The organism is Luteimonas suaedae, assembly GCF_008312895.1.
GTDB lineage: Bacteria > Pseudomonadota > Gammaproteobacteria > Xanthomonadales > Xanthomonadaceae > Luteimonas > Luteimonas suaedae.
On the sequence record NZ_VSSP01000001.1, the window covers coordinates 906,616 to 928,819 of the forward strand.

Consider the following 22,204-nt stretch of genomic DNA (forward strand, 5'->3'; position numbering starts at 1 on the left):
TGCCGTTCCGGAATTCTTGTCAAAAGGGGCAGCGAAGCTAGCTCCGCTCTACAGGGGGATGGATGTCGGGAAATATCATCGGAGCGGGCATTTTTGTGGAGTGATGGATCGCGCGCCCACCTGAAGCAGCCGTCGCGACTTCCGTCGCTCCCACAAGCAAGGCTTCCGCCCAGCAACTGCAACCCATCAGCCAGCGACTTTCCGGCTCCCGCCTGTTCACGCCAAGTCCCACCCATGCCCGTCCGATCCCCGCTGATCCTCTCCGCCCTCCGTCACGACATTCACGCCGCGGCCGTCTGTTGGGGGCTCCGCAAGCAAGGGGCCGCGCCGGTCTGGATCGATTCCTGGGCCGATCCCGGCATGGCGCCGCTGTCGCTGCACTGCGACGCCTCCGGGCTGCGGGCGAACGGGGGGCCGGCCGATCCCGGCGTCTCCAGCGTCTGGTTCCGTCGGCCGCGCGCCCCGGAATCGTTTCCGGGCACGCTGGAGGCGGACCTGCCGTTCCTGCGTAACGAATGGAGCCGCTTCGTCAACAACGTGCATGCCCTGGCGGGGGAATTTGGCGACCCGCTGTGGGTGAACGCCCCCCGGGCGGCGATCGACGCCGAGAACAAGATGGTGCAACTGCACGCCGCACGGCGCGCCGGCCTGCGCTTTCCCGCCACGCTGATGTCCTCGGACCCAACGGAGATCAGGCACTTCGTCGGCCGCCACCGCCGCGTGGTCTACAAGCCGTTCCAGACCCACACCTGGCAGGACGCCGCAAGCGGGAAGATGTTCAGCACCTATGCGCGCATCGTCGACGCGGAGATGCTGCGCGACGACGCCAGTCTCCGCCAGTGCCCCGGCATCTATCAGGCGGTGGTCCGCAAACGCCACGACGTGCGGGTGACGCTGATCGGCGACCGGGCCTTTCCGGTACGACTGGATACGCCGCCGCAGGAGGATTTCGTCGACTGGCGGATCGCCTCGCTCGCCGACACGATGCGGGCCGGGCCCGTGGAACTGCCCGCCGGCATGCTGGAGGGACTGCAGCGGCTCATGCGCGAGCTCGGCATCGTGTTCGGCTGTGTCGATCTGGCGGTCGACGCAGCGGGCGATGCGCACTTCCTCGAGGTCAACCAGGCCGGCCAGTTCCTGTTCCTGGAGCAGGCGGTGCCGTCGATGCCGATGCTGCAGGCGATGTGCGCGCTACTGGCGCAAGGGCGCACCGACTACTCGCCGGAATCGATCGACGGCGTGAACTTCGCCGACTATCTCTCGAGCGACGAACACCAGCAATGGTGGGAACGCGTCGGCGGCGGGATCAAGGGCAAGGACGGAGCGATCCCCGGCGTCAGCGTGGAATGACGGTTCTCGACACGCCGCAATTCATTGTCGTACCGAACAATCGGGGAAGCTTGCCAGGTACCCCGCCAGCGGCGGCAATCCGATCCCGGCACGCAATTCATCGATGGCACCGCTCTCGTCCAGCGGCTGAGGCACCCGCTCACCATCGATGCACGTGACCTGTGTGCCGTATCGCTGCTTGCCGGTCAGCTTCAGCATGACCCGATCGTACAGATAGCCGTACTGTCGAGGAAACCGTTGCCCGGCAAAATGCCGTTGCACCGCACGCAAGGCCAAAAAAAAAGCGGGCCGAAGCCCGCTTTTTCAGCATGCACGACAGCGGCGGCGGATCACTCCGCCGACACGCCCTCGCCTTCTTCGACGGCCTTCATCGACAGGCGGATGCGGCCCTGCTTGTCGACCTCCAGCACCTTGACCTTGACCACGTCGCCTTCCTTCAGCTTGTCGGAGACCTTCTCCACGCGCTCGCTGGAGATCTGCGAGACGTGCACCAGGCCGTCCTTGCCCGGCAGGATGGTGACGAACGCGCCGAAGTCCATGATCTTGACCACCTTGCCCTCGTAGATCCGGCCCGGCTCGACGTCCGAGGTGATCTGCTCGATCCGGTCCTTGGCGGCCTGCGCGGCGGCGGCATTCACCGAGGCGATGACGATGGTGCCGTCGTCCTGGATGTCGATCTGGGTGCCGGTTTCCTTGGTGATCGCCTGGATCGTGGAGCCGCCCTTGCCGATCACCTCGCGGATCTTGTCCGGGTGGATCTTCAGGGTCAGCAGGCGCGGCGCGTACTCGCTGAGCTCGCCACGCGGCTCGGTCAGCGCGTTGCTCATTTCCTTGAGGATGTGCTGGCGGCCCTGGTTGGCCTGAGCCAGCGCGACCTTCATGATCTCCTCGGTGATGCCCTGGATCTTGATGTCCATCTGCAGCGCCGAGATGCCCTTTGAAGTACCGGCCACCTTGAAGTCCATGTCGCCGAGGTGATCCTCGTCGCCGAGGATGTCGGACAGCACCACGAACTCGTCGCCTTCCTTCACCAAGCCCATGGCGATGCCCGCCACCGGCGCCTTGATCGGCACGCCGGCGTCCATCAGCGCCAGCGAGCTACCGCAGACCGAGGCCATCGAGGACGAGCCGTTCGACTCGGTGATCTCCGAGACCACGCGGATGGTGTAGGGAAACTCCTCCATCGTCGGCATCACCGCCAGCACGCCGCGCTTGGCGAGGCGGCCGTGGCCGATCTCGCGGCGCTTCGGGCCCATCATGCGGCCGGCTTCACCGACCGAATAGGGCGGGAAGTTGTAGTGGAACAGGAAGTGCTCCTTGTACTCGCCGCCGACTGCGTCGATCACCTGGCCGTCGCGCGCGGTGCCGAGCGTGGTGACAACGATCGCCTGGGTCTCGCCGCGGGTGAACAGGGACGAGCCGTGGGTGCGCGGCAGGATGCCGACCTTGCTGCTGATCGGGCGCACGGTGTCGAGCGCGCGGCCGTCGATGCGGACCTTGGTGCTGAGCACGGAACTGCGCAGGGTCTGGTATTCGAGCTCGCCGAATTCCTTGGACAGGTCGGCGGTATCCCAGCCGTTGGCGTCGATCTGCGGCGCCAGCGACTCGAGCACGTCCTTCTTCAGCGAGGCAATCGCGTCGCGGCGCTTCAGCTTGTCGCGGATCTGGAACGCCTGCTCCAGGCGGTCGCCGACCGCGGACTGCAGCGCCGCGACCATCGAGCCGTCGCGCGCCGGCGGCTGCCACTCCCACTTCGGCTTGCCGGCCTCGGCGACCAGCTCGTTGATGGCGTCGATCGCGACCTGCATCTGCTGGTGGCCGAACATCACCGCGCCGAGCATGACGTCCTCGGAGAGCTCCTTCGCTTCCGACTCGACCATGAGCACCGCGTCCTTCGTGCCGGCGACCACCAGCTCGAGCTCGCTGTCCTGCAGCTCGCTGGCGGTGGGATTGAGCAGGTACTGGCCGTCCTTGTAGCCGACCTTGGCGGCGCCGATCGGCCCCTGGAACGGGCAACCGGTCAAGGCCAGCGCCGCGGACGCGCCGATCAGTGCCGGGATGTCACCATCGACCTCCGGGTTGAGCGACATCACCGTGGCGACGATCTGCACCTCGTTGCGGAACTCGTCCGGGAACAACGGGCGGATCGGACGGTCGATCAGGCGCGAGATCAGCGTCTCCTTCTCGGTGAGGCGACCTTCGCGCTTGAAGAAACCGCCCGGGATGCGGCCACCGGCGTAGAACTTCTCCTGGTAATCGACCGTCAGCGGGAAGAAGCTCTGCCCTTCACGCGCGGTCCTGGCGGCGACCGCCGCCACGAGCAGCGTGGTCCCGTCCATCGACACCATGACGGCGCCGCCTGCCTGGCGGGCGATCTCGCCGGTCTCGAGGGTCATGGTACGGCTGCCGTACTGGAAGCTCTTGGTAACTTTCGACACGTTGGGTTTCCTTGGATCTCTTTCGATGAACCGGCCGGAGCCCCTGCCCCGGTCGGGTGGCCGCTACTAGGGCGGCGCGGGAGGATGGACATCGATGAAGGCGGACCTCGTGCCTTTCTCCATCGCCGCCTTCACCGGGCATGCCCGGAGCGACGGAAGCGGCCCGGGTCCGGCCCGTACCGCGCGCGAACCTTCCTGGATCGCGGTTGCCGGCGGACCGGCAAAAACAAAACCGCGGCGCATCGCTGCGCCGCGGCATGGATTCGGTCAGCGGCGCAGACCGAGCTTTCCGATCAGGGCCTTGTAGCGCTCGGCATCCTTGCGGTGCAGGTAGTCGAGCAGGCTGCGGCGCTGGTTGACCATCTGCAGGAGGCCGCGCCGGCTGTGATGATCCTTCTTGTGCGTCTTGAAGTGCTCGGTGAGGTGCGCGATGCGTGCGGTCAGCAGCGCGACCTGGACCTCCGGGGAACCGGTGTCGTTGTCGCCGCGCTTGTGCTGGCTGATGATTTCATTGGTGTCGATGGACATATGTCGCCTCTGTGATGCGCGGCCTGCAGGAACGGCGCACCGTGCCGATTGGCACGGGCGAAGCACCGCATGGCCCGCCGCTTGCTGGAATGAATGCGTGAAATGCTTGAGAAAAGCCGCAAAATTGTAACCTCTGGCCGCCCTTGCGACAAGGCTCAGTGCGGCCCCGGCGGCTGGCTGCAGGCCCAGGCGAACAGCCGCTGCGGGCGCAGCTGCCCCGCCTCGTCGACCTGGCCGAGCCCGAGGGCGCGCCCGCCGCGATCGAAGGCCGCCACCGCGCCGCGCGCCGTGAATCCTCCAGCCACCCCCTGGCCGTACGCGAGCCGCCGGGCCTGCTCCTCGTTCAGGACCACCACCGGCCAGGCGCTCATGCCGGCCTCGATCGGCAGCAGGCAGGCATCGAGGCAATGGCGGCCGCGTTCGGCCAGCGCCTGCAGCGCTTCCAGGGTCCACAGCCGCGGCTCCCTGAACGGGTCCACCCAGAGCCGCCGCAGTTCGGCGACGTGGGCGCCGCAACCCAGCGCCTCGCCGAGGTCGCGCACCAGGCTGCGCACGTAGGTCCCCGACCCGCACTCCACATGCAGCCGCAGCAGCGGCTCGCCGCGGTCGAGCAGGTCCGCCGCGGACTGCAGCCGGAAGGCGTGGACGTCGACTTGACGTGGCTCGACCTCGATCGTCTCCCCGCGCCGCGCCTTGGCGTACAGCGGCTCGCCGCCGCGCTTGAGCGCCGAATACACCGGCGGACGCTGCAGGATCCGGCCGGTCAGGGCGGTCAGTGCCGCGTCGAGGCTGGGAATGTCCAGCAGCGGCACCGGCCGTTCACGCAGCGGCTGCCCTTCGGCGTCGTCGGTGTCGGTCACGATGCCCAGCCTGGCCACGGTGTCGTAGGCCTTGCGCGCGCCGAGCAGTCCGCCGGCGATCTTGGTCGCCTCGCCGAAGCACACCGGCAGCAGGCCGGTCGCCAACGGATCGAGGCTGCCGGTGTGACCGGCCTTCTCCGCCTGGAACAGGTGGCGGACGCGCTGCAACGCCTGGTTCGAACTCAGCCCGCGTGGCTTGTCGAGCAGCAGGATGCCGTCGAGCTTGCGAAAGCGTGTGCGTGGCCGACGGGTCATCTATTCATTGTAGTGGGCGGGACTCGGGACCCGGGACAGGGAATGGGACCGCGGACTGGGAAGCCTCATGTTCGATCACCCCGGCGAAGGCCGGGATCCAGCTTCACGTGCCCGAAAGGCTGGATCCCGGCTTTCGCCGAGATGACGGTGCGGGGCATTTCAGCTGCCGACTGCCGACTCTCGGGCCGGATATCGAACGCCGCCCGCCAGCCGTCATTGCCGGCTATCGGCCTCAGGACGCGTTCCCGCCGTGGTCATCGCGCAGCAGGTTGTCGATGCGCTCGCCACGGTCGACCGAATCGTCGTAATGGAAATGCAGTTCCGGCACGTGGCGCAGGTTCACCGCGCGTGCCAGCCGGAAGCGGATCTCGCCGGCAACCGCGCGCAGGCCCTTTACCGCCTCGCCGGAACGCTCCGCCTGCAGCGCGGTGACGAAGACCTTGGCGTGTGCCAGGTCGCGGGTCACCTCCACGTCGGACACGCTGACCGACGGCAGCCCATGCTCCTGCACCGCCGCGCGCACCAGCGCACCCAGCTCGCGGCGGAGCTGTGCGGAAACGCGGTCGGTGCGGGTGAATGACTTCGTCATTTTTTGGTGATTCGTGATTCGTGATTGGTGATTCGATAACGGCAACGGCTAAGGTGCGGACGACTCGGGAGGCGCGCCGCGAACCGCTCTTGCGAATCACGAATCACCAATCCCGAATCACGCGGACCCTTACAGGGTCCGCTGCACCTCGATCCGCTCGAAGCACTCGATCTTGTCGCCCGGCTTGACGTCGTTGTAGGCCTTCACGCCGATGCCGCACTCGGTGTTCACGCGCACCTCGTCGACGTTCTCCTTGAAGCGGCGCAGTGATTCCAGCTCGCCTTCGAAGATCACCGTGTCGTCGCGCAGCACGCGGATCGGCTTGCTGCGCTTGACCACGCCCTCGACCACCATGCAGCCGGCGACCGCGCCGAACTTGGAGCTGCGGAACACGTCGCGGACCTCGGCGGTGCCGATGATCTCCTCGCGGATCTCCATGCCGAGGATGCCGGAGGCCACCTGCTTCACCTGGTCGATCACGTCGTAGATGATCGAGAAGTAGCGTAGGTCGAGACCGTTGCTCTCGATCACCTTGCGCGCCGAAGCATCGGCACGGACGTTGAAGCCGATGATCGTCGCCTTGGCCGCGGCCGCGGAGTTGGCGTCGGATTCGGTGATGCCGCCGACGCCCGAGACGATGATGTTGATGCGGATCTGCTCGTTCGACAGCGCGGTCAGCGCCTGCCGCAGCGCCTCGGCGGAACCCTGTACGTCGGCCTTGATCACCAGGTTGAGCGACAGCTGCTGCTCGCTCTGGCCCATCTGCGCCATGATGTCTTCCATGCGGTTGCCCGCCGCCTGCACCAGGCGCGTCTCGCGACGCTTGCTTTCGCGCTGCTGCGCGACTTCCTTGGCCAGGCGCTCGTCGTCGACGACCACGAAGTCGTCGCCGGCATCCGGCACGCCCGACAGGCCCAGCACCTGCACCGGAATCGAGGGGCCGGCGCTGTCCACCGGCTTGCTGTTCTCGTCGAACAAGGCGCGCACGCGGCCGAACTGGATCCCGCAGACCAGGTAATCGCCCTTGTTCAGCTTGCCCTGCTGCACCAGCACGGTCGCCACCGGGCCGCGGCCCTTGTCGAGCGAGGACTCGATGACGGTGCCGACGGCGCGGCCTTCCGGCGGCGCACGGAGCTCGAGCACCTCGGACTGCAGCAGGATCGCGTCAAGCAGGTCATCGATGCCGTCGCCGGTCTTGGCCGAGAGCTCGACCATCTGGATGTCGCCACCGAAGTCCTCGGCCACGACGTCGTGCGTGAGCAGCTCGTTCTTGATCCGACCGGGATCGGCGTCGGATTTGTCGACCTTGTTGATCGCGACGATCAACGGCACGTTCGCGGCGCGCGCGTGCTGGATCGCCTCGATCGTCTGCGGCATGACGCCGTCGTCGGCCGCGACCACCAGCACCACGATGTCGGTGAGCTTGGCGCCGCGCGCGCGCATCGAGGTGAACGCGGCATGGCCGGGCGTATCCAGGAAGCTGACCACGCCCTTGTCGGTCTCGACGTGATAGGCGCCGATGTGCTGGGTGATGCCGCCGGCCTCGCCGGAAGCGACCTTGGTGCGGCGAATATGGTCGAGCAGCGAGGTCTTGCCGTGATCGACGTGACCCATGATGGTGACCACCGGCGGGCGTGCCTCGCCCTCGCCCTCGGCCGCGCCGACGTGTGCGATCAGTTCGCTCTCGGCGTCGTCGCTCTCGGCACGGACCGCCTTGTGGCCGAGCTCCTCGATCACCAGCACCGCGGTGTCGTGATCGATGGTCTGGGTGATGGTCGCCATGACGCCCATCTTGAACAGCGCCTTGACCACGTCGCCGCCCTTCATCGCCATCTTCTGCGCGAGCTCGGCCACGGTGATCGCGTCGCCGACCGGCACTTCGCGCACCACCGGCGCGGTCGGCCGCGCGAAGCCGTGCTGGCCGCCGCCGGTGCGTGCCTGTTCCACCTGGCGCCTAGACTTGGGCTTGCGCACGGTCGAACGGCGCGCGCGCTCGGAAGCGCTCAGGTGCAGCTGGCCGGCGAAGCGCGCGGCGGCGCCGTCGTCGTCCTCGACGCCGGCGACCATCACGTGCGAACCGCGATGGTGCTTCTGCTTGTGTCCGCTGCGGTCGTCGCGCGCGGCGGCCGGCTTCGGATGGCCGTGGCCATGGCCGGGCTTGCGTGCAGTGGTGGATTCTTCCTCGATCGGCGCGGCTGCGGCGGCGGCCGCCAGCTCGGCCTCCTTGCGCAGGCGTTCGGCCTCGGCCTCTTCCGCGCGCTTGCGCTGCTCGGCTTCCTCGGCGCGACGCTTGTCGGCCTCGGCCAGGCGCTGCTGCTCGGACAGGTTGCGCTGCCGCGACTCTTCCAGCTTGCGCAGGATCTCGGCGCGCTCGTCGTCGGCCGGCGTGCCGCTGTCGCCGCCCGCTTCCTCGGTCGGCTTGACCAGGGTGACTTTCTTGCGCACCAGGACGTCGACGGTGGTGCGGTTCTTGCCGCCACCGACCGTCAGCTCCTGCTTGCGGCTGCGGTTGAGCGTGATTTTCTTCGGCGCAAGGCTCTCGTCGGCAGCCTTGTCGGCCTTGCCGTGAGTCCGGCGCAGGAAGCCGAGAAGCTTGACCTTCTCGGTACTGGTCACGACCTGGTCAGGATCGCTGAACGGCATGCCGGCCTCGGCCAGCTGCTCCAGCAATTTCTCGACCGGCGTGTTCACCAGTGCGGCCAGCTTGCGAATCGTGGTTTGTTGCGACATTCGGGTTCCGGTTCCTTGGGCGTCGGCGAAGTCGCCGCGCTGTGGATTGAGCCAATTGTACCGTTTGCGGGCGGACGCTTCGGGCCGGGGGCCAGGAGGCGTCGTCGGCCTCCGGCGCTCAACCCGCGTTTAACGCCACCTCAGGCCTCCCGCTCGAGGCGGGCGATCTCCTCGGCGCGAGCGGCGAGGATCAAGGCGGCCGCGCGCTCCTCGTCGATCCCCTCGACGCCGAGCTCCATCAGTTCGTCGGTGCCCAGATCGGACAGGTCCTCGCTGCTGCGCACGCCGTGCGACGCCAGTGCATAGGCGGTGGTGTCGTCCATGCCTTCCAGCGCCAGCAGGTCCTCGGCCGGCGCGTTCTCGTCGAGCTCCTCCTCGACCGCGAGGGCGTCGTTGAGCAGGGCGTCGCGGGCGCGGGCGCGCAGTTCCTCGACGATATCCTCGTCGAAACCCTCCACCGCCAGCAGCTCGCCGACCGGCACGTAGGCGATCTCCTCGACCGTGCTGAAGCCTTCCGACACCAGGATGCCGGCGATTTCCTCGTCGACTTCGAGCTTCTCCTGGAACAGCTCGCGCGCGGCGATCTGCTCGGCCTCGGACTTCGCGGTCACCTGGTCCTGGGTCATCACGTTCAGCTGCCAACCGGTCATGCGGCTGGCCAGGCGCACGTTCTGGCCGCCCTTGCCGATCGCCTTGGCCAGCAGCTCCTCGGCCACCGCCAGGTCCATCGAGTGCTTCTCCTCGTCGACGATGATCGACTGCACTTCGGCCGGCGCCATCGCGTTGATAACGAACTGCGCGGGGTTGTCCGACCACAGCACGATATCGACGCGCTCGCCGTTGAGCTCGTTCGACACCGCCTGCACGCGCGAGCCGCGCATGCCGATGCAGGCGCCGATCGGATCGGTGCGGTTGTCGTAGGCCACCACCGCGATCTTGGCGCGATCGCCCGGGTCGCGCGCGCAGGCCTTGATCTCGACCAGGCCCTGGCCGACTTCCGGCACCTCGAGCTTGAACAGTTCCATCATGAATTCGGGCGCGGCACGGCTGATGAACAGCTGCGGGCCGCGCGGCTCGCTGCGCACGTCGTAGAGGTAGCCGCGGATGCGGTCGCCGGCGCGGACCACGTCGCGCGGGATCGCCTTGTCCTTGGGAATGAACGCTTCCGCGTTCCCGCCCAGGTCGACATAGACGCTGCCGCGTTCGACGCGCTTGACGATGCCGGTGACCAGCTCGCCCACGCGATCCTTCCAGGCGTCGACCACCTGCGCGCGCTCGGCCTCGCGCACGCGCTGCACGATCACCTGCTTGGCGGCCTGCGCGGCGATGCGTCCGAACTCGGCGTTCTCGATCGGCTCTTCGATGTAGTCGCCGACCTCCACGCCCTCGGCCTCGTCGACCGCATCCATCAGCCGGATCTGGCGATGCGGCGACTCCATCACCACGTCGTCGGCCACGACCTCCCAGCGGCGGAAGGTCTGGTAGCTGCCGTCCTTCGGGTCGATCGCGACGCGCGTGATCACGTCCTCGTCGTGGTAGCGCTTCTTGGCGGCGGTGGCCAATGCTGCCTCCATCGCCTCGAGGATCACCGATTCCGGGACGCCCTTCTCGTTGGCGACCGCGTCGACGACCATCAACAGTTCCTTGCTCATTTCTGGATCACTCCGAACTCGACGGCCCATCGGCCGTACGCTTGTTGGCTTGTGGTGGCTTCACCTGCTTGTCGGAACGCGAATCGCGCCCCGACGGCTTCTTCTGCTTGCCCGGGCGGGCGTCGCGACCGGAACGGTCTTTCGCCGGCGCGAGGCCGAGCGCAGACCAGTCCGGGACCAGCCGCGCCTTGTCGATGTTGTCGAACGCCACCGTCAACGGCTGGCCGTCGACCTCGAAGGCGATCGTGTCGCCCTCGACCCCGGCGATCCGGCCCTGCAGCCGGCGGCGCCCGTCCTGCGGCAGCCTCAGCCCGACCTTCGTGGTCTGTCCGGCGAAACGCGCGAACTGCTCCGGCGTGAACAGCGGCCGGTCGATGCCCGGCGACGACACCTCCAGGGTGTAGTGCCCGCTGATTGGATCTTCGACGTCCATCTGCGCCGACACCTCGCGGCTGACGGCCTCGCAATCCTCGATCGTCACGCCCTGCCCTTCAGCCTCGGGATCGGCGCCGGGCCGGTCGATGTACAGGCGCAGCACGGCGCTGCCCGGCGTCGGCAGGTACTCCGCGCCCAGCAATTCCAGCCCCAACGCTTCGACCGTCGGCGCCAGCAGTTCCACGATTGTCGTCGCTTTGTCCGCCATCTCTTCCCGTGAAGCGGCGATGCACCGGTGTGCAGATCCGCCAAGAACTCGTAAAACAAACAAGGGGCCCAACGGGCCCCTTGTCCGATACCACTGGATTTCGGCACCGGTACGCGAGCAGTACGCGTTCCGGCTCAGCCCGATTCGCGGCCGGGAAACAAAAAAGCCTCCAGGAGAGGCTTTTCGTCGACCGCGAAAAGCTGGTAGCGGGGGCAGGATTTGAACCTGCGACCTTCGGGTTATGAGCCCGACGAGCTGCCAGACTGCTCCACCCCGCAGCAGATTCGCAATTATGGGGAACCGGACGGTTCATTGCAAGCCCGGCCGCACTCCGATCCCGGTGCGGCTGTCCGCCGGATGAACCTCGCGACCGTGTCGGGCGCGGCCTCCGTGGTCGGGGCTGAAGCCCCTCCTACAGCAGCGTCGTTTCCCCTGTAGGAGGGGCTTCAGCCCCGACCCGGGAGGCAGATCGTCAGCCCGCGAACGCCTGCTGACACAGCGCCATCAGCGGGCTCCAGAACAGCCCCAGGACCAGCAGCGACAGCGCATTGATCGCGAACATCGTCCGCAGCCCCCCGCCCTGGCGCGCCTGCAGCGGCTCGCCGGCGGGCTCGTCGAAATACATCACCTTGATCACGCGCAGGTAGTAGAACGCGCCGATCACCGCGAACACGATGCCCACGATCGCCAGCCACATCAGGTCGCCTTCGAGCGCGGCGCGCAAGACCGCCAGCTTGGCCCAGAAGCCGAGGAACGGCGGCACGCCGGCCAGCGAGGCCATGATCACCAGCACCAGGCCGGCCATCCACGGGCTGCGCGCATTCAGGCCCTTGAAGTCGTCGATGCGGTCGGCCTCGAAACCCTTGCGCGACAGCATCACGATCGCGCCGAACGCCGCCGCCGACATGATCGCGTAGCTGATGGCATAGAACATCGCCGCGGCGAAACCGCCCTCGCCGCCGCCGGCCAATCCCAGGAACAGGAAGCCGATGTGCGAGATGGTGGAGTACGACAGCATCCGCTTGAGGTTGCTCTGCGCGATCGCGACGATGTTGCCGATCGCCAGCGACAAGGCCGCCAGCAGCGCCAGCAGCAGTTGCCACTGGTCCTGCATCGGCCCCAGGCCGACCTCGAACAGGCGGTAGGCCATGCCGAACGCCGCCAGCTTGGGCACCGAGCTGATGAAGACCGTGATCGCCGTCGGCGCACCGTGATAGGCGTCGGGCAGCCACATGTGGAACGGCGCCGCGCCGAACTTGAATGCGACGCCGGCCACCACGAACACCAGGCCGGTCAGCAGCAGCACGCGGTCGTCGCCGGACGCGGTCGACGCGGCCGCGCTGATCGCGTCCAGGTACAGCGTGCCGGTGGCGCCGTAGACCAGCGACAGGCCGTACAGCAGCAACCCGGAGGCCAGCGAGCCGAGCACGAAGTACTTCATGCCGGCTTCCGAAGCCAGCGGACCGTCGCGGTCGATCGCCACCAGCGCATACGAGCACAGCGCCAGCAGCTCCAGTCCCAGGTAGATCATGGTCAGGTTGCCGGCCGAGACCAGCAGCATCATCCCGACCACGGCGAACAGCACCAGGACCGCCACCTCGCCCTTGTACAGGCCGCGTTCGCGCAGGTACGACCAGCTGTAGCCCAGCGACATCGCCGACACCACCAGGATCACGAACTTCAGCATGTCGGCCGCGGCATCGCGGACGAACAGGCCCTCCATCACCACACCGCGCCCGCCGACGCCAGCGGCGACGAACCCCGCGGCAACCAGCAGCGTGACGATCGCCAACGTGTGGGTGAGGATGCGGCGGCGCTCGTCGAGGAACAGGTCGAGCATCAGCAGCGCGAACGCACCGAAGATCACCGTCAGCTCCGGCAACAGCGGCGCGAACTCGGCGAAGGTGCGAACGGGTGGCGTCATGGCGGTAGTTATCACGTCACGCATTCCTCAGCAATCGTACAGGGCGCTTTTCGCCGTGTCTCACACGAAACCAAGCCATCCATGGCGGCGCATTGCCGGCTCCGGATCGTCCCGCCCAGCCATCCCTGGCCGGGCGTTCGCAGGCGCAGCGAACGCCTGGATGGCGTCCGCTAAGCGCGCGCCCGCTCACCCTCAAATCTTGGTGGCGGACAGCAGTTCCGCCAGGTGCGCGATGGAAGGCTCCATCAGGTCGGTCAGCGGCTTCGGCCAAAGGCCGATCGCGAGCACGCCGGCGGCGAACACGCCCAGCACCAGTACCTCGCGGGCGTTGACGTCCTGCAGCGCGGCGACATGGGCATTGCCGACCTCGCCGTACAGCACGCGCTTGACCAGCCACAGGGTGTAGGCCGCGCCGATCACCAGGGTCATCGCCGCGACGAAGGCGATCAGCGGATGGCTCTGGAACGCCGCCAGGATCACCATGAACTCGCCGACGAAGCCCGAAGTGCCCGGCAGGCCGGCATTGGCCATGGCGAACAGCACCATGAACGCCGCGAACCAGGGCATCACGTTGGCGACGCCGCCGTAGTCGGCGATCTGGCGGCTGTGCATGCGGTCGTAGAGCACACCCACGCAGGAGAACATGGCGCCGGAGATGAAGCCGTGGCTGACCATCTGCACCATCGCGCCCTGCAGGCCCAGGCGCGCGGCGTCGGCGTTGCCGGTGTCGCGCATCAGCGCGAAGGCGATGAAGATGCCCAGGGTGACGAAACCCATGTGCGAGACCGACGAGTAGGCGATCAGCTTCTTCATGTCCGACTGCGCCAGCGCCACCAGGCCGACGTAGACCACCGCGATCAGCGACAGCGCGATCACCAGCCAGGCCCACTCGTGGCCGGCGTCGGGCACGATCGGCAGGCTGAAGCGCAGGAAGCCGTAGCCGCCGATCTTCAGCATGATCGCCGCCAGGATCACCGAGCCGCCGGTCGGTGCCTCGACGTGCGCGTCCGGCAGCCAGGTGTGCACCGGGAACATCGGCACCTTGACCGCGAACGCCGCCAGGAAGGCGAAGAACAGCCACATCTGTTCGGTGGCGGTCAGCGGCAGGGCGTACAGGTCGGGCAGCTGCCAGCTGCCGCCCTTCAGGTACAGGTAGATCAGCCCGACCAGCATGAAGATCGAGCCGAGGAAGGTGTAGAGGAAGAACTTCACCGATGCGTAGACGCGCCGCGGACCGCCCCAGACGCCGATGATGATGAACATCGGGATCAGCATGGCCTCGAAGAAGACGTAGAACAGCATCGCGTCGACCGCCGCGAACACGCCGACCATCGCCCCTTCCAGCACCAGGAATGCGGCGAGGTACTGGCTGACGCGCTTGTCGATCGAGCCCCAGGCGCCGATCAGTACCAGCGCCGTGGTCAGCGTGGTCAGCACGATCAGTGCCACCGAGATGCCGTCGGCGCCGAGGTGGTACTGGATGTCGTAGGCGGGAATCCATTCGCGCCGCTCGACGAACTGCATGCCGGTCGCGGCGAAGTCGAAACCGGTCAGCAGCGGAATACTGACGATGAACACCAGCAGCGCCACCGCCAGCGCCAGCCAGCGCGCCAGCTGCGGTCGCGCCTCGCCGCAGGCGAGCGTCAGGACGCCGCCGAGGATCGGGAGCCAGATCAGGAGGCTGAGAAGTGGCCAGCTATGCATGGAAACATCCGACACTTGAGGATCCCGCTGGTTGCCGCCTTCGTCCGTCATCCCCGCGCAGGCGGGGATCCAGCGACTTCAACCTGCTGAAAGCAAAGGCTCTGGATCCCCGCCTGCGCGGGGATGACGACCCGTTGATTCGTTGATTCTGGATTTCCACGTTCTTCCTTCCCCCGTCAGGTCCAGTAACGGATCAGCACGGCCAGCAGCGCGATCAGACCGATGATCATCGCGAAGGCATAGTGGTAGAGGAAGCCGGACTGGACCCGGCGCGCGAGGCCCGAGACGAGGTCGACCACGCGCGCGGCGCCGTTGACGATCAGGCCGTCGATCAGCTTCTCGTCGCCCTGCCGCGAAACCTTGCCGAGCAGCAGGCCGCCGCCGGCGAAACCGCCGATCCACAGGTCGTCCGCCCAGTACTTCTTCTCCAGCACCCGCGTGATCAGCGAGAACGGGAAGATGCCGCGCAACTTCGCCGGCAGGCCGGGCTTCCACCAGTACAGCACCGTCGCCAGCACGAAGCCGGCCAGCACCAGCCAGAACGCCGGTGCGACCAAGCCATGCAGGGCGAAGGCCACCGGGCCGTGCCACAGCTCGCTCCCGAGCGCGGCCACGGTATCGCGCGCCTCGGCCAGGTCGATCGCGCCGAGGAAGAACGGCGCCTGCGCTTGCTGGCCGCTCCAGTCGGTACCGAACAGCATCGGCCCGGCAGTGAAGAAGCCGATCGCGATCGACGGGATCGCCAGCAGCACCAGCGGCAGGGTCACGACCCACGGCGACTCGTGGGGTTCGTGCGGGCCATGGTGGTCGTGACCACCATGGGCGTTGTCGTCGAGCGGCTCGTGGCGCGTTTCCTGTCCATGCTCGTCATGGGCGGCGACCGGGTGCGACGGTGCCGCGTCGCGGAAGCGCTCGGCGCCGAAGAAGGTCAGGTACAGCAGGCGGAAGCTGTAGAAACTGGTGACGAACGCGCCCAGCAGCACAGCCCAGTAGCCGTAGGTGCCGATCCAGCCCATGCGTTCGGCGGCGTGCCCGGCCGCCTCGATGATCGTGTCCTTGGAATAGAACCCGCTCAGGAACGGCGTGCCGACCAGCGCCAGGGTGCCGATCACGCTGGTCCAGAAGGTGATCGGCATGTACTTGCGCAGGCCGCCCATCTTGCGCATGTCCTGCTCGTGGTGCATGCCGATGATCACCGAGCCTGCGGCCAGGAACAGCAGCGCCTTGAAGAAGGCGTGGGTCATCAGGTGGAAGACCGCGGCCGAGTACGCCGATACGCCGAGCGCGACGGTCATGTAGCCCAGCTGCGACAGCGTGGAATACGCGACCACGCGCTTGATGTCGTTCTGCACGATGCCGATCAGGCCGGTGAAGAACGCGGTGGTGGCGCCGATGAACAGCACGAACGCGAGCGCGGTGTCGCTGAGCTCGAACAGCGGCGACATGCGCGCGACCATGAAGATGCCGGCGGTGACCATGGTCGCGGCGTGGATCAGCGCCGAGATCGGGGTCGGGCCCTCCATCGAGTCCGGCAGCCAGACGTGCAGCGGCACCTGCGCCGACTTGCCCATGGCGCCGATGAACAGGCAGACGCAGATGAGGGTCGCCACCGACCAGGGCCGGCCGTCCAGGATCTCCACCACCTGGCCGCCGCCGATCTTGTCGCTGGCGTTGGCGAATACCGTGGCGTAGTCCAGCGTGCCGAACCAGTACAGCACCGCGGCGACGCCCAGCAGGAAGCCGAAGTCGCCGACGCGGTTGACCAGGAACGCCTTGAGGTTGGCGAAGATCGCGCTCGGCTTCTTGAACCAGAACCCGATCAGCAGGTACGAGACCAGCCCCACCGCCTCCCAGCCGAAGAACAGCTGCAGGAAGTTGTTGCTCATCACCAGCATCAGCATGCTGAAGGTGAACAGCGAGATGTAGCTGAAGAAGCGCTGGTAGCCGGGATCCTCGGCCATGTAGCCGATGGTGTAGACGTGCACCAGCAGCGAAACGAAGGTGACGACCAGCATCATCATCGCCGTGAGTCGGTCGATCATGAAGCCGACGTGGGCCGAATAGCTGCCCACCTCGAAGAAGGTGTAGACGTTCTCGTTGTACGGCGCCGCACCCTGCCCCGTCAGCTGCCACAGCACGTAGCCGGACAGCGCGCAGCTGACCGCCACGCCGAGGATGGTGACCGAGTGCGCGCCCGCACGCCCGACCTGGCGGCCGAACAGGCCGGCCACGATCGAGCCGAGCAGTGGTGCGAGCACGATGATCAGCAGGTGGGTTGTCGAGATCGCCATTTTTGTCAGTTATCCAGAAGCCGCGCCATCGAACATCTCAAGAAAACCTCCAAGCGCCATTTGAAAGCCCCTCTCCCTCCGGGAGAGGGGTTGGGGTGAGGGTACGGCGAAGTCGCGATGGTTCAGACCTCTGCCGCTTCGCCGTACCCTCATCCGGCGCTCCGCGCCACGTGCATTCGCCACATCCATGTGGCTCACCCTTCGGGCGGCTTTCGCCGTGCAAATCGGCAATCCTGCCGATTTGTCTCCCAAAGGGAGAAGGGGTGGGCTGCAGGCATCCGGAAGCATTCTTCCTTCTGCGCCGCGTCCCGATTGTCACCGCCGCCATCCATGGCGGTACTGCGTCTGCTCCGGATGGTCCGGCCCGGCCATCCATGGCCGGGCGTTCGCGAAGGCGCGAGCCAGTGGCTCGCAAGCGCCTTCGCTCACCCCTTCAAAGTATCGATGTCCGCGACATTGATCGTGCGCCGGTTGCGGAACAGCGTGACCAGGATCGCCAGGCCGATCGCCGCCTCGGCCGCGGCCACGGTCAGGATGAAGAACACGAACACCTGCCCGGTGGCGTCGCCGAAATGGCGCGAGAAGGCGATGAAATTGATGTTGACCGCAAGCAGCATCAGCTCGATCGACATCAGCAGCACGATCACGTTCTTGCGGTTGAGGAAGATGCCGGCGACGCTGATGCAGAACAGCGCGGCGCCGAGCGCGAGGTAGTGTCCGAGGGCCAGGCCCTCGCCGAAGAAACTCATGCCTTGCCCTCCCCGTCCGGGGCTTCGCCGTCGGCCGGCGGCGCCTGCGTCGTGCGTGGCGCCTCGGCCTGCATCTTCACCATGCGGAACCGATCCTTCGCCTGCACCCGCGACTGCGCACCCGGGCTCTGGTGCTTGGCGCCTTCGCGCCGGCGCAGGGTCAGCATCACTGCGGCGATCACCGCCACCGTGAGGATCAGCGCCGCGACCTCGAACGGCAGCAGGTAGTCGGTAAACAGGCGGTGCGCGACCCAGGCGGTGTTGGAGACGCCGGCCGCCTCCGCGACGTCCGGCGCGAACGGCGTGATGCGCGAACGGATGCCGATCAGCGCCAGCATCTCGGCCAGCATCACCACCGCCACCAGCAAACCGACCGGCAGGTAGCGCACGTAGCCTTCGCGCAACGGCGCCACGTCGATGTCGAGCATCATCACCACGAACAGGAACAGCACCATCACCGCGCCGACGTACACCAGGATCAACGCCACGCCGAGGAACTCGGCGCCGGCCAGGATCCAGGTGCAGGCGACGGTGAAGAAGGTCAGCACCAGGAACAGCGCGGCATGGACCGGATTACGGACGCTGATCACCGCCACCGCGGACATCACGGTGAGGACGGCGAACACCAGAAAGGCGAGCAGAGTGAGATCCATGGCTTACCTGTAGGCGGCGTCGGCGGCGCGGCGTTCGGCGATCTCCGCCTCCAGGCGGTCGCCGATCGCGAGCAGTTGCTGCTTGTTGACCACGTTCTCGCCGCGGTTCTCGAAGTGGTACTCGTGCACGTGGGTTTCGACGATCGAGTCGACCGGACAGGACTCCTCGCAGAACCCGCAGTAGATGCACTTGAACAGGTCGATGTCGTAGCGCGTGGTGCGGCGGCTGCCGTCGGCGCGCTGCTCGGAGTCGATGGTGATCGCCAGCGCCGGGCACACCGCCTCGCACAGCTTGCAGGCGATGCAGCGCTCCTCGCCGTTGGGATAGCGGCGCAGCGCGTGCAGGCCGCGGAAGCGTGGCGACTGGGGGGTCTTCTCCATCGGGTACATCAGCGTGTACTTGGGCCGCCACAGGTACTTGAAGGTCAGCCACAGGCCGCCGATCAGCTCGAGCAGCAGCAGGCTGCGGAACCAGGACACGACACGGTTCATCGCTGCACCCCCTCTAGCACGCCGTAGTACGCCATCAGCGCGACCACGCAGATCCAGAAGATGCTGATCGGGATGAACACCTTCCAGCCCAGGCGCATGATCTGGTCGTAGCGGTAGCGCGGGAACGAGGCGCGGAACCAGACATAGGTGCTGGCGAAGAAGAACACCTTGACGAACAGCCACCACCAGCCGTCGACCGACAGCAGCGGGATGCCCCAGCCATGGAACGGCGACAGCCAGCCGCCCATGAAGAAGATCGCGGCGAGGAAGCTGATCAGGATCATGTTGGCGTATTCGGCCAGGAAGAACAGCGCGAACGCCGATCCCGAGTACTCCACCATGTGCCCGGCGACGATTTCCGACTCGCCCTCGACCACGTCGAACGGCGCGCGATTGGTCTCGGCCACGCCCGACACGAAATAGACCACGAACAGCGGCAGCAGCGGCAGCCAGAACCAGCTCAGGAAGCCCATGTCGCCGGCCTGCGCCATCACGATGTCGCTGAGATTGAGGCTGCCGGCGGCGATCAGAACGCCGACCAGGGCGAAGCCCATCGCGATCTCGTAGCTGACCACCTGTGCGGCCGAGCGCATCGCGCCGAGGAAGGCGTACTTCGAATTGGACGCCCAGCCGGCGAGGATGATGCCGTACACGCCCAGCGAGGTCATCGCCAGCAGGTACAGCAATCCCGCGTTGGCGTTGGACAGCACCAGCTGCGCATCGAACGGCACCACCGCCCAGGCGGCGAACGCCGGCGCCAGCGTGATCAGCGGCGCCAGGATGTACAGCGCAGGCTGCGCCTTGGCCGGCTGGATGACTTCCTTGAACAGCAGCTTGAAGACGTCGGCGAACGCCTGGAACACGCCGAAGCCGACATACATCGGCCCGCGCCGGACGTGCATCCAGCCGATCAGCTTGCGCTCCCAGACCACGTAGAAGGCCACCGCCAGGATCACCGGCACCGCGATGGCGACGATCTTCAGCACGATCCAGACAATAGTGCCGAGCGGCCCAAGCGCCGTTAGCCAATCCTGCAGCGGACCGGTCAGCTGGGTCAGCAGTTCTGCGGTGGTCATGCCGGCACCACCTGTACGCGGCCGGCCGCCAGCGCGGCGGTCGCACCGTATCCGCTTTCGATCCATGCCGCGCCCTGCGCGACATTCTCGCTGACCGACACCTGCAAGGTCGCGGTGCCGGCGGTATTGGAGATCCTTGCCATGGCGCCTTCGGCGACTCCGATCGTGTTCGCGTCCTGCGGATGCAGGACGATGCGCGGCCCCAGGGTGAGCGGATGCGCCTGCAGCGCTGCGGCGCGACGCACGACGGCATCGCTGCGGTAGATGGCCGGCGATACGGCCAATTCCAGCCCGTTCGCTGCATCGTGGGAGCGACGGGAGTCGCGACTTCCGTCGCTCCCACCCATGGCCGGACCGTTGCGATCACCGGCTTCGTCATCGCGGGACTTCATGCCGGCGCGCAGCTCCGCCAGCTCGGTGAACTCGAAACCGAGCAACTGCAGCTGTCCGCCCAGCGCGCGCAGCACGCGCCAGCCGGAACGCGCCTCGCCCGGCAGCCGGCCGGCGGCAAACGCGCGCTGCGCGATCCCTTCGAGGTTGGTGAGGGTGGCGTCGATCTCGGGCAGCGCGCCGATCGGCAGGATCACGTCGGCCACCGCGCGCGTCGACGCGCAGGCGTAGTGGCTGAACGCCACCACCTGCGCGCCCTTCAGCGCCTTCAGCACCATGGCCTGGTCGGCGAAATCGAGGCCGGGCTCGATGCCGTACAGCACATAGGCCGAGCGCGGATCGGCGAGCATGGCCTGCGCGTCGCGCGAGGCCGGCAGCACGCCCTGGTGCACCAGTCCGAGCGCGTTCGCGCCCTGCGGGATACGGCACAGCGCGGCGCCGTGGCTCCGGGCGCAATCGCCGGCGGCGGCACGGATGGCGGCGGCATGCTCGCCGGATTCGGCAAGCGCGCCGACGATGACCACCGCGCGGTCGGCCTCCTTCAGCGCATCGTTCAGCTCGCCTGCGGCGAGCGCTGCGGCGATCCGCGACGGCGGCACGATGTGCTTGCCGGCGATGTCGAAGGTGAACTCGAAGTCGACCGGGTTGACCACGTGCACCTTCGCGCCCTGGCGCCAGGCCTGGCGCACGCGGTGATGCAGCAGCGGCACTTCATGGCGCAGGTTGGACCCGACGATGACCACGACGTCGGCCTTGGCGATGTCGGCCACCGGCATCGGGAAAGGTTCGGCGACGGCGCCGTCGGACGGGTCGCGCGCGGCGATGCGGTGATCGAGGTTGCCGGTTCCCAGGCCTTCGGCCAGGCGCGCCAGCAGCAGCCCTTCCTCGTTCGAGGTCGCCGGGTGCACCAGCACGCCGAGATCGTCGGCGGCATTGTCGCGCAGGATCTGCGCGACCTTCGCCAGCGCCTCGTCCCAGGTGGCCTCGCGCCAGTCGTCGCCGTCCTTCAGCAGCGGCTGCAGCGCGCGATCTTCCGCGGCCAGGCCCTGGTGCGAGTAGCGGTCACGATCGGACAGCCAGCACTCGTTCACGGCCTCGTTGTCGCGCGGCACCGAACGCAGCACCTCGCCGCGACGCACGTGCAGGAACAGGTTGCTGCCGAGCGGGTCGTGGTAGCCCAGCGATTCCTTGGCGATCAGCTCCCACGGCCGCGCGCGGAAGCGGAACACCTTGTTGGTCAGCGCGCCCACCGGGCAGACGTCGATGACGTTGCCCGACAGTTCGGTGGTCAACGGCTTGCCGTCGTAGGTGCCGATCTGCAGGTTCTCGCCGCGCTGCATGCCGCCCAGCTCGTAGGTGCCGGCGATCTCGCCAGTGAAGCGCACGCAGCGCGTGCACTGGATGCAGCGGGTCATCTCGGTCTCGACCAGCGGCCCCATGTCCTCGTCGGCGACCACGCGCTTGCGCTCGGAGAAGCGGCTGACCGAACGGCCGTAGCCGAGCGACAGGTCCTGCAGCTCGCATTCGCCGCCCTGGTCGCAGATCGGGCAGTCGAGCGGATGGTTGATCAGCAGGAATTCCATCACGTTGCGCTGCGAGGCCAGCGCCTTGTCGCTACGGGTGGACACCTTCATGCCGTCCATCACCGGCGTGGCGCAGGCCGGCGCCGGCTTGCCCATCTTCTCCACCTCGACCAGGCACATGCGACAGTTGGCCGCGATCGCCAGCTTGTCGTGGTAGCAGAAGCGCGGAATCGCGATCCCGGCCTTGTCCGCGGCCTGGATGATCATCGAGCCCTTGGGCGCGGCCAGCTCCACCCCGTCGATGAAGACGGTGACGTGGTCGGGCGGCAGGCTCGGATTGACCGGCTGGGCGCTCAT

At 67.3% G+C, this 22,204-nt stretch carries 17 protein-coding genes and 1 tRNA gene; 1 reads left to right on the forward strand and 17 read right to left on the reverse strand.

Annotation, left to right across the window (positions count from 1 at the left end; all coding sequences use genetic code 11):
* The first annotated feature begins 360 nt into the window (after nt 1-360).
* Complete coding sequence (locus FXO19_RS03870) at nt 361-1,350, forward strand: MvdC/MvdD family ATP grasp protein (protein WP_149193707.1); 990 nt, start codon at nt 361-363, stop codon at nt 1,348-1,350.
* A gap of 21 nt (nt 1,351-1,371) precedes the next feature.
* Here the strand turns inward: FXO19_RS03870 and FXO19_RS19125 are convergent, their stop codons facing one another.
* The 17 genes from FXO19_RS19125 to nuoG all read right to left on the reverse strand — a co-directional run bounded on the left by FXO19_RS19125 (nt 1,372) and on the right by nuoG (nt 22,204).
* Complete coding sequence (locus FXO19_RS19125; protein WP_317133781.1) at nt 1,372-1,611, reverse strand: DUF6624 domain-containing protein; 240 nt, start codon at nt 1,609-1,611, stop codon at nt 1,372-1,374.
* Between the two features lie 68 nt (nt 1,612-1,679).
* Complete coding sequence (pnp, locus tag FXO19_RS03875) at nt 1,680-3,788, reverse strand: polyribonucleotide nucleotidyltransferase (protein WP_149193708.1); 2,109 nt, start codon at nt 3,786-3,788, stop codon at nt 1,680-1,682.
* 267 nt (nt 3,789-4,055) lie between these two features.
* On the reverse strand, nt 4,056-4,316 hold the full coding sequence (rpsO, locus tag FXO19_RS03880) for a 30S ribosomal protein S15 (protein ID WP_149193709.1): 261 nt from the start codon (nt 4,314-4,316) through the stop codon (nt 4,056-4,058).
* A 155-nt stretch (nt 4,317-4,471) separates the two neighbouring features.
* On the reverse strand, nt 4,472-5,431 hold the full coding sequence (gene truB / locus FXO19_RS03885) for a tRNA pseudouridine(55) synthase TruB (RefSeq protein WP_149193710.1): 960 nt from the start codon (nt 5,429-5,431) through the stop codon (nt 4,472-4,474).
* A 232-nt stretch (nt 5,432-5,663) separates the two neighbouring features.
* On the reverse strand, nt 5,664-6,020 hold the full coding sequence (rbfA, locus tag FXO19_RS03890; protein WP_149193711.1) for a 30S ribosome-binding factor RbfA: 357 nt from the start codon (nt 6,018-6,020) through the stop codon (nt 5,664-5,666).
* A 129-nt stretch (nt 6,021-6,149) separates the two neighbouring features.
* Nucleotides 6,150-8,750 carry a translation initiation factor IF-2 gene (infB, locus tag FXO19_RS03895; RefSeq protein ID WP_149193712.1) on the reverse strand — a complete coding sequence of 867 codons (2,601 nt, stop codon included), beginning with the start codon at nt 8,748-8,750 and terminating at the stop codon, nt 6,150-6,152.
* Nucleotides 8,751-8,890: 140 nt separating this feature from the next.
* On the reverse strand, nt 8,891-10,402 hold the full coding sequence (nusA, locus tag FXO19_RS03900; protein WP_149193713.1) for a transcription termination factor NusA: 1,512 nt from the start codon (nt 10,400-10,402) through the stop codon (nt 8,891-8,893).
* Nucleotides 10,403-10,409: 7 nt separating this feature from the next.
* Nucleotides 10,410-11,045, reverse strand: coding sequence for a ribosome maturation factor RimP (rimP, locus tag FXO19_RS03905; RefSeq protein WP_149193714.1), 636 nt, complete (start codon nt 11,043-11,045; stop codon nt 10,410-10,412).
* Between the two features lie 201 nt (nt 11,046-11,246).
* Nucleotides 11,247-11,323: transfer RNA gene (locus FXO19_RS03910), tRNA-Met, on the reverse strand.
* 194 nt (nt 11,324-11,517) lie between these two features.
* Nucleotides 11,518-12,993 carry an NADH-quinone oxidoreductase subunit NuoN gene (gene nuoN, locus FXO19_RS03915; RefSeq protein ID WP_149193715.1) on the reverse strand — a complete coding sequence of 492 codons (1,476 nt, stop codon included), beginning with the start codon at nt 12,991-12,993 and terminating at the stop codon, nt 11,518-11,520.
* Nucleotides 12,994-13,161: 168 nt separating this feature from the next.
* The gene (locus FXO19_RS03920; RefSeq protein WP_149193716.1) at nt 13,162-14,673 is read right to left on the reverse strand and encodes an NADH-quinone oxidoreductase subunit M; all 1,512 of its coding nucleotides are present in this window, start codon (nt 14,671-14,673) and stop codon (nt 13,162-13,164) included.
* A 176-nt stretch (nt 14,674-14,849) separates the two neighbouring features.
* The gene (nuoL, locus tag FXO19_RS03925) at nt 14,850-16,964 is read right to left on the reverse strand and encodes an NADH-quinone oxidoreductase subunit L (protein ID WP_149193717.1); all 2,115 of its coding nucleotides are present in this window, start codon (nt 16,962-16,964) and stop codon (nt 14,850-14,852) included.
* Nucleotides 16,965-17,389: 425 nt separating this feature from the next.
* Nucleotides 17,390-17,713 (reverse strand): NADH-quinone oxidoreductase subunit NuoK, encoded by a 324-nt coding sequence (gene nuoK / locus FXO19_RS03930; RefSeq protein WP_149193718.1) that lies wholly within the window; start codon nt 17,711-17,713, stop codon nt 17,390-17,392.
* Nucleotides 17,710-18,366: an NADH-quinone oxidoreductase subunit J gene (locus tag FXO19_RS03935; RefSeq protein ID WP_149193719.1), complete on the reverse strand. Its 657-nt coding sequence runs from the start codon at nt 18,364-18,366 to the stop codon at nt 17,710-17,712. The genes nuoK and FXO19_RS03935 overlap by 4 nt, the downstream gene beginning before the upstream one ends.
* 3 nt (nt 18,367-18,369) lie before the next feature.
* Complete coding sequence (nuoI, locus tag FXO19_RS03940) at nt 18,370-18,858, reverse strand: NADH-quinone oxidoreductase subunit NuoI (RefSeq protein WP_149193720.1); 489 nt, start codon at nt 18,856-18,858, stop codon at nt 18,370-18,372.
* Entirely contained in the window at nt 18,855-19,934 is a 1,080-nt protein-coding gene (gene nuoH / locus FXO19_RS03945) for an NADH-quinone oxidoreductase subunit NuoH (RefSeq protein WP_149193721.1), read from the reverse strand. Before nuoH ends, nuoI begins: the two co-directional genes overlap by 4 nt.
* Entirely contained in the window at nt 19,931-22,204 is a 2,274-nt protein-coding gene (nuoG, locus tag FXO19_RS03950) for an NADH-quinone oxidoreductase subunit NuoG (protein WP_149193722.1), read from the reverse strand. The genes nuoH and nuoG overlap by 4 nt, the downstream gene beginning before the upstream one ends.